Origin of the sequence: Paraburkholderia nodosa DSM 21604 (assembly GCF_000519185.1) — a bacterium.
Classification (GTDB): Bacteria; Pseudomonadota; Gammaproteobacteria; order Burkholderiales; family Burkholderiaceae; genus Paraburkholderia; species Paraburkholderia nodosa.
On sequence record NZ_JAFA01000033.1, the window covers coordinates 16,102 to 29,824 of the forward strand.

16 protein-coding genes are annotated in these 13,723 nt (G+C 62.0%); 13 read left to right on the forward strand and 3 right to left on the reverse strand.

The window, feature by feature from the left end; all coding sequences use genetic code 11:
- Nucleotides 1-49: 49 nt before the first annotated feature.
- The 12 genes from A3CW_RS0133515 (at nt 50) to A3CW_RS0133570 (ending at nt 10,633) form a co-directional block, all read left to right on the forward strand.
- The gene (locus A3CW_RS0133515; protein WP_028207462.1) at nt 50-1,306 is read left to right on the forward strand and encodes a nitrous oxide reductase family maturation protein NosD; all 1,257 of its coding nucleotides are present in this window, start codon (nt 50-52) and stop codon (nt 1,304-1,306) included.
- Nucleotides 1,299-2,207, forward strand: a complete 909-nt coding sequence (locus tag A3CW_RS0133520; protein WP_028207463.1) for an ABC transporter ATP-binding protein — start codon at nt 1,299-1,301, stop codon at nt 2,205-2,207. Before A3CW_RS0133515 ends, A3CW_RS0133520 begins: the two co-directional genes overlap by 8 nt.
- Nucleotides 2,204-3,037 carry an ABC transporter permease gene (locus tag A3CW_RS0133525; RefSeq protein ID WP_028207464.1) on the forward strand — a complete coding sequence of 278 codons (834 nt, stop codon included), beginning with the start codon at nt 2,204-2,206 and terminating at the stop codon, nt 3,035-3,037. Before A3CW_RS0133520 ends, A3CW_RS0133525 begins: the two co-directional genes overlap by 4 nt.
- Nucleotides 3,034-3,561, forward strand: coding sequence for a nitrous oxide reductase accessory protein NosL (locus tag A3CW_RS0133530; RefSeq protein ID WP_028207465.1), 528 nt, complete (start codon nt 3,034-3,036; stop codon nt 3,559-3,561). The genes A3CW_RS0133525 and A3CW_RS0133530 overlap by 4 nt, the downstream gene beginning before the upstream one ends.
- A gap of 10 nt (nt 3,562-3,571) precedes the next feature.
- The gene (locus A3CW_RS0133535; RefSeq protein WP_028207466.1) at nt 3,572-3,838 is read left to right on the forward strand and encodes a hypothetical protein; all 267 of its coding nucleotides are present in this window, start codon (nt 3,572-3,574) and stop codon (nt 3,836-3,838) included.
- 2 nt (nt 3,839-3,840) lie between these two features.
- Nucleotides 3,841-4,239 (forward strand): hypothetical protein, encoded by a 399-nt coding sequence (locus A3CW_RS0133540; RefSeq protein ID WP_028207467.1) that lies wholly within the window; start codon nt 3,841-3,843, stop codon nt 4,237-4,239.
- 22 nt (nt 4,240-4,261) lie between these two features.
- Nucleotides 4,262-4,726 (forward strand): c-type cytochrome, encoded by a 465-nt coding sequence (locus tag A3CW_RS0133545; RefSeq protein WP_028207468.1) that lies wholly within the window; start codon nt 4,262-4,264, stop codon nt 4,724-4,726.
- Nucleotides 4,727-4,865: 139 nt separating this feature from the next.
- On the forward strand, nt 4,866-7,106 hold the full coding sequence (locus tag A3CW_RS48370; RefSeq protein WP_081771926.1) for a 4Fe-4S binding protein: 2,241 nt from the start codon (nt 4,866-4,868) through the stop codon (nt 7,104-7,106).
- Nucleotides 7,103-7,756, forward strand: coding sequence for a c-type cytochrome (locus A3CW_RS0133555; protein ID WP_028207469.1), 654 nt, complete (start codon nt 7,103-7,105; stop codon nt 7,754-7,756). Before A3CW_RS48370 ends, A3CW_RS0133555 begins: the two co-directional genes overlap by 4 nt.
- A gap of 69 nt (nt 7,757-7,825) precedes the next feature.
- The gene (petA, locus tag A3CW_RS0133560; protein ID WP_028207470.1) at nt 7,826-8,446 is read left to right on the forward strand and encodes a ubiquinol-cytochrome c reductase iron-sulfur subunit; all 621 of its coding nucleotides are present in this window, start codon (nt 7,826-7,828) and stop codon (nt 8,444-8,446) included.
- Nucleotides 8,447-9,832 (forward strand): cytochrome b, encoded by a 1,386-nt coding sequence (locus A3CW_RS0133565; protein ID WP_028207471.1) that lies wholly within the window; start codon nt 8,447-8,449, stop codon nt 9,830-9,832.
- A 24-nt stretch (nt 9,833-9,856) separates the two neighbouring features.
- Nucleotides 9,857-10,633: a cytochrome c1 gene (locus A3CW_RS0133570; RefSeq protein ID WP_028207472.1), complete on the forward strand. Its 777-nt coding sequence runs from the start codon at nt 9,857-9,859 to the stop codon at nt 10,631-10,633.
- A 71-nt stretch (nt 10,634-10,704) separates the two neighbouring features.
- Here the strand turns inward: A3CW_RS0133570 and A3CW_RS48375 are convergent, their stop codons facing one another.
- A complete protein-coding gene (locus A3CW_RS48375) occupies nt 10,705-11,175 on the reverse strand; it encodes an Rrf2 family transcriptional regulator (RefSeq protein WP_081771927.1) in 471 nt (156 codons plus the stop codon).
- Nucleotides 11,176-11,645: 470 nt separating this feature from the next.
- Between A3CW_RS48375 and A3CW_RS0133580 the strand changes: the two genes are divergently transcribed.
- On the forward strand, nt 11,646-12,284 hold the full coding sequence (locus tag A3CW_RS0133580; RefSeq protein WP_051481891.1) for a Crp/Fnr family transcriptional regulator: 639 nt from the start codon (nt 11,646-11,648) through the stop codon (nt 12,282-12,284).
- Nucleotides 12,285-12,319: 35 nt separating this feature from the next.
- Here the strand turns inward: A3CW_RS0133580 and A3CW_RS0133585 are convergent, their stop codons facing one another.
- Nucleotides 12,320-12,898: an SCO family protein gene (locus A3CW_RS0133585; RefSeq protein ID WP_028207474.1), complete on the reverse strand. Its 579-nt coding sequence runs from the start codon at nt 12,896-12,898 to the stop codon at nt 12,320-12,322.
- On the reverse strand, nt 12,895-13,695 hold the full coding sequence (locus tag A3CW_RS0133590; protein ID WP_028207475.1) for a formylglycine-generating enzyme family protein: 801 nt from the start codon (nt 13,693-13,695) through the stop codon (nt 12,895-12,897). The genes A3CW_RS0133585 and A3CW_RS0133590 overlap by 4 nt, the downstream gene beginning before the upstream one ends.
- Nucleotides 13,696-13,723 lie beyond the last annotated feature (28 nt).

Consider the following 13,723-nt stretch of genomic DNA (forward strand, 5'->3'; position numbering starts at 1 on the left):
CACGGACCTCGTTTGAACCTCGAAAAACTTCTATCGTTGGCAGTCCAGAATGCTGGAGTTTCCACTTGTTGCGGTGCCCGCGCTTGCCATACTGCTGATGCGCACGGTCGCTGCCGCCACGCTTACCGTGCATCCCGGCGAGCGGGTAGGTTCGGCGATCGATGCGGCCCGGCCGGGCGACACGGTCGTGGTCTACGGCGGCCGCTACGAAGAGAACCTCAAGATCGGCAAGCGCCTCACGCTGCGCGGAATCGGCCGGCCGATGATCGATGGACGCAACGCGGGCGACGTCATCCGCATCGCGGCGCCGGACGTGACGATCAGCGGTCTTGCGATCGTCAACAGCGGTGCGGACCTGACCGCACAGAACGCGGGTGTCTATGTGCAGCCCGGCTCGGACCGCGCGGAGATCGAGCGCTGCGAACTCGTCTACAACCTGTTCGGAATGTGGATCGAACACTCGGCCGACGTGCGCGTGCACGACAACGTGATCGTCGGCAAGCGCGACCTGCGCTCGCCCGATCGAGGCAACGGCATCCAGCTCTACAACACGACGGGCGCGCAGATCGTGGGAAACACCATCAGCTATTCGCGTGACGGTATTTACGTCGACGTGTCGCAGCACGCGCTCTTCAAGGGCAACTCGATACACGACGTCCGCTACGGAACGCATTACATGAACTCGTACTACAACGTCTGGGACGGCAACGAGGTCTATCACAACCGGGGCGGCCTCGCGATCATGGAGTCGCGCAACCAGGTCGTGAAGAACAACCGGGTGTGGGGCAATACGGACCACGGCATCATGCTGCGCACGCTGCAAGACTCCGTGGTCGAAAACAACGTGGTCGCCGGGAACCAGCGCGGCCTGTTCATCTACGACGCCGAATACAACACGATCCGCGGCAACCTCGTGGTGGACAACAACGTCGGCGTGCATCTGTGGGGCGGTTCGATCCATAACGACGTGACCGGCAACGACTTCATCGGCAACCGGGAGCAGATCCGCTACGTTGCCGCGCGCGACGTCGCGTGGCCCGGCAACTACTGGAGCAATTATTTCGGCTGGGACAGGCGAGGCCGGGGCATCGGCGATATCCCCTATATAGCGAACGATCTCGTCGACCGGCTCACCTGGCGCGTGCCGGCGGTGAAGGTGCTCATGAACAGTCCCGCCGTGCAGTCGCTGCGCCTGATCGCGCAGCAGTTCCCGCTCGTGGCCGTGCCCAGTGTCGTCGACGACGCGCCGCGCATGAAGCCTTCGCACGCAGGGTGGGCGAGCTGGGTCGGGAGGCAGCATGATTGAAATCACGGGCGTGGCGAAGACGTTCGGTGCGCTGCGTGCGCTGGACGGTGTCGAGCTGACGGTGCGCAAAGGCGAACTGTTCGGGCTCATTGGCCGCAACGGCGCGGGCAAGAGCACGCTGTTCCAGCTCATGCTCGGTCTTCTTTCTGCGGACGAAGGACGTGTGCAGGTCGACGGCGAATGCGCCGGCGGTCCGCGCTTTCGTGCTGTCAAGCGCAGGCTCGGGTACCTGCCGGAGAACGTCGTGCTCTACGACAACCTGAGCGGGCTCGAGACGCTGCGCTTTTTCGCGCGGCTGAAGGGCGCCGATGCAGCCGAATGCATGCCGCTTCTCGAACAGGTGGGTCTCGCCGGCGCGGCTGAGCGCAAGGTTCGCGAATACTCGAAGGGGATGAAGCAGCGGCTCGGTTTCGCGCAGGCGCTGCTGGGCGATCCGTCGCTGCTGTTTCTCGACGAGCCGACGAACGGCCTCGATCCGGAAGGCATCCGCGAGTTCTATCGAACACTGAAGACCCGTCAGCAAGCGGGGACGACCATCGTCATCACCTCGCACATCCTGGCCGAGATCCAGCAGCGCGTGGATCGTCTCGCGATACTGCAGGCCGGGCGCATCCGCGCGGCGGGCAGTGTGTCCGCGTTGCGCGGCGAAGCGAACCTGCCGCTTTCCATCGAAGTCGTCGCGCTTTCGGACGACACCCACGCGATCGGTGAAGCAGTGCGCGGGGCACCGTTTGGCGAACTGACGATTCGCGGGCGTCATATCGTATTCGAGTGCCCGCGCGAGGCGAAGATGGTGGCCATTGCGGCGTTGGCGCCGCTGGCTGGCCGGATCGCGGATCTGCAGATTCACGAGCCGTCGCTCGAAGACGTGTTTCTCGGCTGCACGGAGATGAACGCATGAGCCTCGCCATTTGCTCTTCGTGGACGCAGATCCGCGTGATTGCCGGCAAGGAGTTCCGCGACCGCATTCGCAACCGCTGGGTGCTCGCCGTGTCGCTCGTGTTTGGCATATTCACGCTCGCGACCTCGTACTTCGGCGCGGCCACGCAGGGCGCCGTCGGCTTTCACGGCGTCGAGGCGCTGATCGCCAGTCTCGTCAGCCTGACGATTTATCTGCTTCCCCTGATCGCGCTGATACTCGGCTTCGATGCGATCGTTGGCGAGCGCGAGCGGGGCACGTTGAATCTGCTGTTGTCGTATCCGGTCACACGCGTCGAACTGCTGCTCGGCAAGTACGTGGGGCTCGCCGCGGCGCTGTCCTGCGCGACGCTCGCGGGCTTCGGTCTCGCCGGCGTCGTAATCGCCGTGCGCGCGCCGGCCGCCGACTGGTTTCAATACGCGGGCTTCGTCGTCAGCGCGGTGCTGCTCGGCTGCGTCTTCCTGAGCCTCGCGGTCTGCGCGTCGGTGTTTTGCACGAGCCGCACGTCGGCGAGCGGCGTGGCGATTGCGCTGTGGTTTTTCTTCGTGCTCGTGTACGACCTGCTGTTGCTCGGCGCGCTGGTGCTCACGGGCGGCGCCGCGCTCGGCCCGCTGTTTCCGCTGCTGCTCATGCTCAATCCGTCCGACGTCTTCCGCATTCTGAACATCTTCGGCCCGGCAGACCTGCGCACGATGTATGGCCTCGTGAGCGTGTTTCCCACCGGGCTTGCTGTTCCGCTCTTTCTCGGCCCCGTGATGCTCGCCTGGATCGCGGCGCCGCTCGGGCTCGCTGCCTGGAGATTCAATCGATGAACCGACACTCCCTCAAGACGATCGCCGCGATGGCGGTCACCGTGGTCACGGTCGTGCTCGCAACGGGTTGCCAGAACGATTCGCGTGCGCTGCCCGCGCCGCATGAAATCAGCGATTCGACGGTGAGCGTGCTCGACGGCATGAGCCTCAAGGAATACCCGGGGCCGAAGGCGCAGATGCTCTACGCGGACGGCCATGCCGATTTCTTCTGCGACACGCTCGGGCTCTTTTCGGTCTATCTGCGCCCCGAACACGATCGCAAGATTAGAGCGATGTACGTGCAGGACATGGGCGCGGCCGACTGGCGGCACCCGGAGGGCCACTGGATCGACGCGACGCAGGCGATCTACGTGGTCGGTTCCAGGAAGCATGGCGCGATGGGTCAGACCTTCGTTTCGTTCGCAAAGGAAAGCGACGCCACGCAGTTCACCAGGTCCGAAGGCGGGCGGCTCTATCACTTCAACCAGATCACGGGCGATATGGCGACGACCGACGGCGGCGTGATCAAGGACCAGAACATGTAAGGAAACAGAGATGACGCACTTCTTTCAAAACGTTCCCTCGGAAGCGGCCCAGCAGATCGATGCGCTGAGCCGAACGCTTTACGACCTGCGCGAGGACCGCAAGCTCATCCTCGCCAGATACCGCGCCGACGACGAGAAAGCGCTGCTGGCGCTGATCGCGGAGGGCAGGGTGGAAGAGCATCCGGCCTACGAGCACTACCTCGGTGCGAAGACGCTTGCGAATACGCGCGAAGTCATCCGCGAACAGTTGCGCGAATTGCTGGCCACGGGAGTCTGACCATGCTGCACATCGAATTGAAGGAGCAGATCGAGGCGGCGTTCGACGCCGCGCAACTGGCCTCGGTCACGCTCTGCCGCGACGCGCTCGAATTGCGTTTGAGCAATGGCGTCGAGCTGACGCTGCGCATTGCAGACGCGAGTGAGTACGCGATGAACTGGCGCTGGGGCGAAGCGGCGATGGGTATCGATACCGCGCCCGTGCACCCCTCGCTTGGCACCTTTCCAAACCATCTCCATACGCCGGATGGCCGGACCGTCGACGATCCGGTCAGCGAAGTCGGCGTAGAGCCGTGGCACAACGTTCGCATGCTGATCGCCCGGCTGCTCGCGCAGCCGCTGCTGGGCTTTGACGCCTCGTTGGCGCGCGACTTGTCGGAAGCCTCGAGCGACGAATCCTGAACCCCCTCAATAAGGAAAGACCATGAAAACTCGTAATACCGTGATTGCAGCTATTGGCTTCGCCCTTGTACTCGGCCTTGCTGCCTGTGACAAGAGCGGCGCCGCTTCGCAGGTGGGCAGCGCCACACCGAAGTCGATTGCGCCCATCGGCGTGGTGGCGATGGACCCGGGCGTGTCGGCTTCGTCGGGCTTCATCAAGGTGGCGGTGAGCACAGCACCAGCCGCCGCGCCGAACCCTGGCGGCGAGAAGGTGTTCAAGAGCGTCTGCTTCATGTGCCACCAGACGGGCGCGGGCGGCGCGCCGATTCTCGGCAACAAGACGGACTGGGCGCCGCGCATCGCGAAGGGCAAGCCGGCGTTGTACAAGCACGCGCTGGAAGGCTTTACCGGCAACAACGGGATGATGCCGTCGCGCGGCGGCAGTCCGAGCCTGAAGGACGACGAAGTGAAGGCGGCAGTCGACTTCATGGTGTCGAAGATTCAGTGACATGAGCGAGGCGACGCCGCGCCGGCCGGGGTCAGGCGAGTGGCGCGGCGTTGGGATAGCTTCGCTGTTGCGGCGCGTTTCGGATAACTAATCGCGTCGATGCCGCGTCGTTCCAGGCGGCTCCCACAAAGCGACAAAAATGAAAGTCTCGTTCCGGATCCTGCTGTTCGCGCCGCTCTTCGCGCTGCTGTTTGCATTCACCCCCCCGGTCGTTGCTTCGATCTATGAGCAGGAGTTGCCGGACGAACTGTTCAGCCGTCCGGAGATGTGCAAGTGGACCGACTGCGCGGGCGTGCTGCCCGGCGCAAATGAATTCTCGGCGCGCAAGGGCAGCCCGCCATACGTCGAGGCCTATGCAAACGACGGCCACGCGCGCGTGCTCAAGGGCTACGTATTCCTCTCGACCGATATCGTCGACATACAGGGCTACTCCGGCAAGCCTATCGTCACGCTGATCGGGATGGACACGAAAGGCGTGATTACCGGCGTCAGGGTGCTCAAGCACAGCGAGCCGATCCTGCTGGTCGGCATACCCGAAAGCAAGCTGCTCGCCTTCTTGCGGCAATACGTTGGGCGGTTCGCCGGGTCGCGCTTCGAGATCGGGCAAGGTAGCGCGGGCGCGGCGAACCTCGATGCCATATCGGGCGCGACCGTGACCGCCATCGCCGAGAACCAGCTGATCGCGCGCTGCGCGGTTGCGATTGCGAGCCAGGTCGGTATCGTGAAGGAAGCCGTCTTGCCGCAGGCAAAATTGCTGGCCGGCGATGCGCGCTATGGATGGCCCGCGCTCGTGGACATGGGCGCTGTGCAGCACCTCGTGATCCACGCGAGCGACGTTGGAGCGGCGGACAGCGGCACGCCCTATCTCGATCTTTACTACGGCTACCTGAACGCGCCCGCAATCGGCAAGAGCATTCTTGGCGACTACGATTACGCGCAACTCATGAACCGGCTCAAGCCCGGCGAGCACGCGCTCTTCATCGTGGCGAACGGCACGGAGTCGTTCAAGGGCTCGGGCTTCGTGCGTGGCGGGATTTATGACCGGATTCAGGTCAGGCAGGGGATCAACGCGTTCACGTTCAAGGACTCCGACTATCTGAACCTCTATTCGTTGCAAGCGGCGGGCGCACCCGCCTTCAACGAGACCGGTATCTTCATCATCCGGAGTACGAGTTTCAGTGCCGCTTATCCTTGGAAATTCGTGTTCCTCGGCCACACAATCGACAAGCAGACCGGCGCGAAGCGTTTTTCGGCGTTCAACTCGCCTTACTGGCTGCCAGCGCGCTTTCTTGACGGCGGCCGTCCGAAGGTTCAGGAGGAGAAGCCGGCCTGGTGGAACGCGTGGAACGGGAAGAAGGTCGAAATCGGCCTTTTCGTTGGCTGGGCCCTTGCCGTCATGCTGTTCTTCGCGACGCGCGACCGCTGGGTGCGCAAAGCGAAGCGCGCGAACAAGCGTTGGGTCTCGTGGCCGAAAACGGCGAGCTGGCTGATAGCGGTGGGTTTCGCAGGCTGGCATGAGATGGCGCAGCCATCTATCACGCAGGTGCTGACGTTCATCCATTCGCTGTTTGGCGGCTGGAACCTGTCGCTCTTCCTTTCCGATCCGTTCATCTTCGTCTTCTGGATCGTGATCGCGGTTACGGTGCTCGTCTGGGGACGCGGCTTGTTTTGTGGCTGGATGTGCCCCTTCGGGTCGATGTCCGAGATGCTTTACAAGCTCGCGCGCACAGTGGGATTGAAGAAGCTGCAACGCAAGCTGCCGATGCGCTGGCACAACCGGCTGCGCAAACTCAAGTATGCAGTGTTTGCGGTTTTACTCGCCGTGTCGTTCTTCTCGATGCCGTGGGCCGAAAAGCTCGCCGAGATCGAGCCGTTCAAGACAACCTTCCTCGTTGGCGTACTCAACCGCACGTGGCCGTTCGTGTTGTTCTGGACGGCCGTCGTCGGCGCATCGATCTTTATCGAGCGGCCATTCTGCAAGTATCTGTGCCCGCTCGGAGCCAGTCTCGCACTGCCTGGCCGCCTGCGCTTCCTCAAGTTGCGTCGTAAGCCCGAATGCACGACCTGCCACGCTTGCGCTGTCGGCTGCGGTTCCCTCGCGATCGACGACAAAGGGCGAATCGACCAGATGGAGTGCATGCTCTGCCTCGATTGCATGGTGATGTATTACGACGAGCACAGCTGCCCGCCTCTCGCGAAGGAGAGAAAGCGGCGCGAAAAGGAAAACCTGCCTCTGACTCCGGTCGGCAAGAACGGACACTACATCCCGATCAAACTGGAAGTTCCCGAAAGCGCGAGCATCCGGGGCGCAAACACTGCGCCACTGGCGCGCCCGGCGGAACCTCTCGCCCCTACAAAACAGAACAGGACGTGCGAATGAATCGAATGCACAAGCTTTGGGTGAGCCTTCAAGTGACCATGAGTCTTTCGGGTTGGGCAGTGCTCGCGCACGCGGCGCAAGTCGATGCGCCCGATGCCAGTCGAGGCCAGGCCGTCGTGGCGCAGGTATGCGCGGCGTGCCACGGAGCCGACGGGAACAGCGCCGCCGAAACCTGGCCAAAGCTCGCGGGGCAGCACGCCGGGTACATCGTCAAGCAGCTAGGCGATTTCAAGGCGCCTCCCGGTGGCGGCCAGCCGGCGCGAAACAACCCGATCATGGCGGGCATGGCCGGCACGCTCTCCGATCAGCAAATCGCGGACGTCGCCGCTTATTTCGCGGCCCAGAACCCGCAGCCCGGCTACGCGCATGACAAGGACACGCTCGCACTGGGGCAACGCATCTATCGAGGCGGGATTGCGGAAAAAGGCGTGCCCGCGTGCGCCGCTTGCCACGGGCCCGCGGGCCAGGGGATTCCGTCGTTGTATCCGCGCCTCTCGGGGCAGTGGGCGGCCTATACCTCGACCCAGTTGACCGCGTTCAGTCAGGGAGCGGGCGCGCGGGACAACAGTGCACCGATGCATGACATTGCATCGCGTCTTTCGGACAACGAAATCAAGGCGGTAGCCGACTACATTTCAGGGCTGCGCTAGGGGCGCCATTCGCGTCGGCACGCCGCCGTCGAGGCGGCCAAAAGAACCAATTCAAGAACGAGGAATGTCATGCAAGTCCAGGAAGACGAACGTGTCGACAGCGGCCGCCGGACGTGGCTGATTGCGGCATCGGTAGCAGGCGGCGTGGGGGGAATGGCCGCGGTCGTGCCTTTCGTAGGCTCGTTTGCGCCTTCCGAAAAGGCGAAGGCGGCAGGCGCGCCGGTTGAAGTCGACATCGCGAATCTCAAGCCTGGCGAGATGATGACCGTGGCGTGGCGAGGCAAGCCCGTGTGGATTTTCAACCGCACCGATCAGATGCTCGCCGGTATTCAGAAGGTCGACAACGAACTCGCCGATCCGCAGTCGAAGAATCCCTTTTCGATGCCCGAGCCCGAATACTGCAAGAACGAGTTTCGATCGCGGGCCGGGCACAAAAACATTCTCGTGGCCGTGGCCGTGTGCACCCATCTGGGCTGCACGCCGACGCCGCGCTTTCAGGAAGGCCCGCAGCCGAACCTGCCCGACAGCTGGCCAGGCGGCTTCCTGTGCCCGTGCCACGGCTCCACCTACGATCTCTCCGGCCGCGTGTTCAAGAACAAGCCCGCGCCGCAGAATCTCGACATCCCGCCTTACATGTTCACGTCCGCCACGCAGCTCGTGATCGGCAAGGACGAAAAAGGAGAAGCGTAAATGGCGAGCGGCACCGAACACGAAGTCGAAACGAAGGGATTGCTTGGGTGGGTCGACAAACGCTTCCCGTTGACCGCGATGTGGAAGACCCATCTCTCCGAATATTACGCGCCGAAGAATTTCAATTACTGGTACTTTTTCGGCTCACTTGCGCTGCTCGTGCTGGTGAACCAGATCGTCACCGGCATATTCCTCACCATGAACTACAAGCCCGATGCGACGCTCGCGTTCGCATCGGTCGAGTACATCATGCGCGAGGTGCCGTGGGGCTGGCTCATCCGCTACATGCACTCCACGGGCGCTTCGATGTTCTTCGTGGTCGTGTATCTGCACATGTTCCGCGGGCTCCTGTACGGCTCGTACCGCAAGCCGCGCGAGCTCGTGTGGATCTTCGGCTGCGCGATCTTCCTGTGCCTGATGGCCGAGGCCTTTTTCGGTTACCTGTTGCCGTGGGGGCAGATGTCCTACTGGGGCGCGCAGGTGATCGTGAACCTGTTCTCGGCAATTCCGCTCGTTGGTCCGGACCTCTCGCTGTGGATTCGCGGCGATTACGTTATCTCCGACGTTACGCTCAACCGCTTCTTCGCGTTCCACGTGATCGCCATTCCGCTCGTGCTGGTCGGGCTCGTGATCTGCCACATCATCGCGCTGCACGAAGTGGGCTCGAACAACCCGGACGGCATCGAGATCAAGGAGAAGAAGGACGCGAACGGCGTGCCGCTCGACGGTATCCCGTTCCATCCGTACTACTCGGTGCACGACTTCTTCGGCGTGTGCATCTTCCTGATGATCTTCGCGGCGATCGTGTTCTTCGCGCCGGAGATGGGCGGCTACTTCCTGGAGTCGAACAACTTCGTGCCGGCCAACCCGCTGCAAACGCCGCCCGAAATCGCGCCGGTCTGGTACTTCACGGCGTTCTACGCGATGCTGCGCGCCACGACCGACCCGTTCAAGATCGTGCTGATGATCGTGATCGCGCTGCTCGGGCTGCTCGCGCTCGTGCGCGCCCGCGGCAAATGGCGCGCCGGGCTGCCGGTGCTGGCGGTGCTCGTGATCCTCGCCATGTACTTCACCGAATCGAAGTTCTGGGGCGTGGTGGTGATGGGCACGGCGGTCATCTCGCTCTTCTTCCTGCCGTGGCTCGACCGCTCGCCGGTGAAGTCGATCCGCTACCGGCCGCTTTTTCATAAGGTATTTCTCGGCATCTTCGTGGTGGCGTTCTTCATTCTGGCGTTCCTCGGCACGCGTCCGCCATCGCCAATGGGCACGCTGATCGCCCAGATCTGCGCGCTCGTCTATTTCGCTTTCTTCCTCGGCATGCCGTTCTGGACGCGGCTTGGAACTTTCAAGCAGCCGCCCGAGCGCGTGCGATTCAAGCCCCATTGACCAACGAGCGAAGAGAACATGAATATGACAAGGAAACTGCTTTCCAGGCTCGCGCGTGGCGCGGCTGCCGCGGCCATGCTTGCAATCGTTTTAGGGAGCGCAGGTGCGCCAGCGACGGCACAGGAGACGATTGCACTCGATCACGCCCCCGACAAGGCGAATGATCTTGCCTCACTCCAGCATGGTGCGCAGCTGTTCGTGAACTATTGCCTGAACTGCCACAGTGCGAACCTGATGCGCTACAGCCGACTCCGGGATCTCGGCATTTCACAGAAGCAGATCGAGGCAAACCTGCTATTTTCCGCCGACAAGGTGGGCAGCACGATGAGCGTCGCCATGCGAGCAGACGATGCCAGAAACTGGTTCGGCGCCGTGCCGCCGGATCTTTCGGTGGAGGCGCGCTCACGCGGGAGCGACTGGCTCTATACGTACCTGCGTAGTTTCTACCGCGACGACACGCGGCCCACCGGCTGGAACAATCTGGTATACGAAAACGTGAGCATGCCGCATGCGCTGTGGCAGTTGCAGGGCGTTCGAACCGCGAAGTTCGAAGATACGGTCGACAAGGAAACCGGGGAAAAGGTCCACCGCTTCATGGGTTACCAGCAGGTGACACCGGGGAAACGCTCGCCGGCGGATTACGATGCCGACGTCGCCGATCTGGTGGCCTACCTCGGCTGGATGTCCGAGCCGGAGCAGCGTACACGCAAGCAACTCGGCGTGTGGGTGTTACTCTTCCTGGGCGGCATGACCTTCGTGGCGTGGCGGTTGAATGCCGCGTACTGGAAGAACATCAAATAACGCAAAGGCGGTTTTCTTTGCCTCGAACCGGCGCTGATCAGGCTATGAACGATAGCGGTGATCAGCGCGCGTCACGTCGACGGTTGCCGCATTGGCGAGTAATTGACTGGACGGCCGATGAGAAGATGCGTCAACTCGCCGTGGTCGGCGGCGAGGTCGGCGAGCGTGCAGCGGTCGAGCACATCGAAATACGCGCGCGTGGCGGCCCAGAAGGTCGAGCGAAGGCCGCACGCCGCAGCGGTCGCGCTCGCGCCGTGCTCCGTGTCAAAGCGTTCGGCCACGTCGAAATCCTGCTCCATCGTGCGCACGACTTCGCCAACCGTAATCAGCACCGCAGGGCGGCCAAGGCGCAAGCCGCCCGCACGGCCTCTCGTCGTGCTGAGATAGCCGGCCCTGCCAAGCGTATGGACGATCTTCGTCAGATGATTGCGTGAGATGCCGAATGCCACGGAAATCTGGTTGACCGTGAGGAGTTTGTCACGATGAACTGTGGCGTAGACCAGCACCAACAGACCATATTTGGTGAAGCCTGTAAGCCGCATAGTGATTTTCTAACGTTGATTGGCGATAAAGGCGTAGTTTTTCTTTCAGTCGCGATGTGGTGAATCGCTTCCGGATGAAGGTTGGTGCATAGATAGTATGGCTGCATTGACCACAGAGAAAATGCTACGGCTCAATGTTTCCGCGAGTTGATTCAATTGAGCATTGGCATGACGGCGACACTGGCGCGAGGGCTTCGGTGCGAGCGCATGCGGGTGCCGACATACCGTTCGAAGTGAGGGATAGCTGTTTGATGGCGGACAAATCTAGCCACACTTGCACGCGAGACAATACAAAAGTTACCCCAAAGCATTGATCAACTGCCATGTCTCTGATTACCGATTCCCCTACGTGCGCCCAATTGGCGAAAGCAGCGGTTGAAACAGATAGTCAATCGCAATCCAAATCTGCTACTGGCCGGAGTAGCCCGGTGAGGGCAGGCAAGATTCGCATCCAGGACTTCCTTTCGAAGATGCCGCTGTTCAATGAAATGTCGGCGGAAGAACTCGATGTTCTGGCACTCGGCACCACCGAGCTGCGGGTGGCGCGCGGCGCGACAATATTTCGCCGCGGCGATCCCTGTCTGGGTTTTCATACGGTCGTCTATGGGCTGATCAAGCTGAGTTTCAGCTCTCCCGTTGGGGAGGAGAAGATCGTGCGTCTCGTGGGGCCGGGCGACGGCTTCGGCGAGGCGCTGATGTTCATGGACAAGCCCTATATCGTGTCCGCGCAGGCGTTAGCCGACACCTTGCTCCTGTATGTGAAGAAGTCGGTGGTCGTTTCAGAACTCGAGCAGGATCCGGCCTTTGCACGCAAGATGCTGGCTGGTCTCAGCATGCGTCTTCACAATCTGATGCGCGACGTGGAGGCGTACTCGCTCCAGTCCGGAACGCAGCGCGTAGTCGGCTATCTTTTGAATCTCGTGGACGACACCTGCGAAAGCGCGCAGCAGGTGCGGCTCGAAACGGGCAAGCGAACGATCGCTTCGCGGCTCAACATCACACCCGAGCATTTTTCGCGCATCTTGCGTGACCTGAGCGTGCGGGAACTGATTGAAATAAAGGGCCGGGAAATCACCATTCCCGATGTCGCGCGTTTGAGGAAGGGCTAATTGATCGGTCGGGCACCGTCTCGTGTGCAGCGGCCTTACTGACTCGTGGAGCGCGCACGCACAGCGGAAACAAACGCCGGATCGATTTTACCGATAACCGATGTACGCGCAACGATACGTCCATTCTCGTCCAGAAGCGCAATCACGGCATTGTGGCTGAAATCGCTGTTCGTGCGCTGCCGGTAAGCGACACCGAGCGCCGCGGCAAACGCCATCAAATCTCCCGCCGTCGAGCGCGTCAGGCGCCAGGACGCCGCGTCCAGTCCATGCGCCTTTGCCATCGCGGCGAGATTCACGACGTCGTCGTGTTGCGGATCGATGCTGACCAGCAGCACGGAGGGAACCTCTCGATCCTGAACGCTTGCTGCATGGCGAGTTTGCTCGATGGTATCGATCGTCAACGGACAAGCCGCCGAGCACGCGGTATAGAACATGCTGACAATGAGCGGCCGCCCGCGCATCGACGCGACGTCGAATTGCCGCCCTTGCTGATCCTGTAGTGTGAGCGACGTCTGGTACAGCGAATCTCCGGGCAGCGAGAGCGATGATGTGGCCGCGAAGGCCGTCGGCATACTCAAAAGCCATGCGCAAAGCAAAAAGTGGAAGCGCTTCATGATCCGCCCTTGTCGTCGATGTTCACATCCTTGATGCAGCGGAAACCTACGCTGCGACTGCTGTCGGCCGGTTTCAGTGCCGAGAGCGCAGCGACACGCATCATCAGCGTGTAATCGCTGCGGTCGAGGAACGCGAGCGCTGCGCCACCACAGAGCCGGAGTTCGCTGTTGTCGCCTGAATTGCGCGTGTCCGCGTTCGCGAATAGCGCGGCGTAGTCGTCCACCCATTCGCCGGTCAGCGCATGCATGCCGTGTAGCCCATAGACATTTGGGCGTTGATGGGCGGGCGTCATGTGCGGCGAACCGAAAGTCGCCATCAGGTTCGCGAGCAGGCGCGCTTGCCGGATGGTGTCGTGGCGTGCGTCGCGCTGATTAGCGTCTGCCGCTGCCGCGTACTCCCATTCGATCCACTGCGGCAGTCGCGCCTGCTCCGATGCGCAGTAGGCGCGCGCCGCAAACCAGCTAACCCCGGTTACGGGTTCATCGGCTGGAGCGTCGGGTCCGGGATTCAACGGTCCGGCCCAGTGCGACAGATATCCGGGGGTGGCAAACAGGACGGCGACACGGTCGCGACGCCAACGCGGTTCGCCGCTGACAAAGGCGAGGAATTCCGCGTTCGTGACGAGCTTTTCCCGCATGCGAAACGGTGCGACGACGAGCCCGTCCTGGGGGTCGTCGGCTAATTTGATAGCACTACGGAATGATCCGCCAGGTACTTCGACATAGTGCGTATCGGCCTGTGCACACGAAGCAGTGAGAGAGAGCGTCATGGCGAGAAGGAGCAGGCGGAACCGCATGAACAGCTATCCTCCGAACAAAAGGCTC

Coding starts and splice junctions, on each gene's coding strand:
- A3CW_RS0133515 (WP_028207462.1), top strand. CDS start 50: ATGCTGGAGTTTCCACTTGTTGCGGTGCCCGCGCTTGCCATACTGCTG.
- A3CW_RS0133520 (WP_028207463.1), top strand. CDS start 1,299: ATGATTGAAATCACGGGCGTGGCGAAGACGTTCGGTGCGCTGCGTGCG.
- petA (WP_028207470.1), top strand. CDS start 7,826: ATGCAAGTCCAGGAAGACGAACGTGTCGACAGCGGCCGCCGGACGTGG.
- A3CW_RS48370 (WP_081771926.1), top strand. CDS start 4,866: ATGAAAGTCTCGTTCCGGATCCTGCTGTTCGCGCCGCTCTTCGCGCTG.
- A3CW_RS0133545 (WP_028207468.1), top strand. CDS start 4,262: ATGAAAACTCGTAATACCGTGATTGCAGCTATTGGCTTCGCCCTTGTA.
- A3CW_RS0133555 (WP_028207469.1), top strand. CDS start 7,103: ATGAATCGAATGCACAAGCTTTGGGTGAGCCTTCAAGTGACCATGAGT.
- A3CW_RS0133570 (WP_028207472.1), top strand. CDS start 9,857: ATGACAAGGAAACTGCTTTCCAGGCTCGCGCGTGGCGCGGCTGCCGCG.
- A3CW_RS0133580 (WP_051481891.1), top strand. CDS start 11,646: ATGCCGCTGTTCAATGAAATGTCGGCGGAAGAACTCGATGTTCTGGCA.
- A3CW_RS0133565 (WP_028207471.1), top strand. CDS start 8,447: ATGGCGAGCGGCACCGAACACGAAGTCGAAACGAAGGGATTGCTTGGG.
- A3CW_RS0133525 (WP_028207464.1), top strand. CDS start 2,204: ATGAGCCTCGCCATTTGCTCTTCGTGGACGCAGATCCGCGTGATTGCC.
- A3CW_RS0133530 (WP_028207465.1), top strand. CDS start 3,034: ATGAACCGACACTCCCTCAAGACGATCGCCGCGATGGCGGTCACCGTG.
- A3CW_RS0133590 (WP_028207475.1), bottom strand. CDS start 13,695: ATGCGGTTCCGCCTGCTCCTTCTCGCCATGACGCTCTCTCTCACTGCT.
- A3CW_RS0133540 (WP_028207467.1), top strand. CDS start 3,841: ATGCTGCACATCGAATTGAAGGAGCAGATCGAGGCGGCGTTCGACGCC.
- A3CW_RS0133535 (WP_028207466.1), top strand. CDS start 3,572: ATGACGCACTTCTTTCAAAACGTTCCCTCGGAAGCGGCCCAGCAGATC.
- A3CW_RS0133585 (WP_028207474.1), bottom strand. CDS start 12,898: ATGAAGCGCTTCCACTTTTTGCTTTGCGCATGGCTTTTGAGTATGCCG.
- A3CW_RS48375 (WP_081771927.1), bottom strand. CDS start 11,175: ATGCGGCTTACAGGCTTCACCAAATATGGTCTGTTGGTGCTGGTCTAC.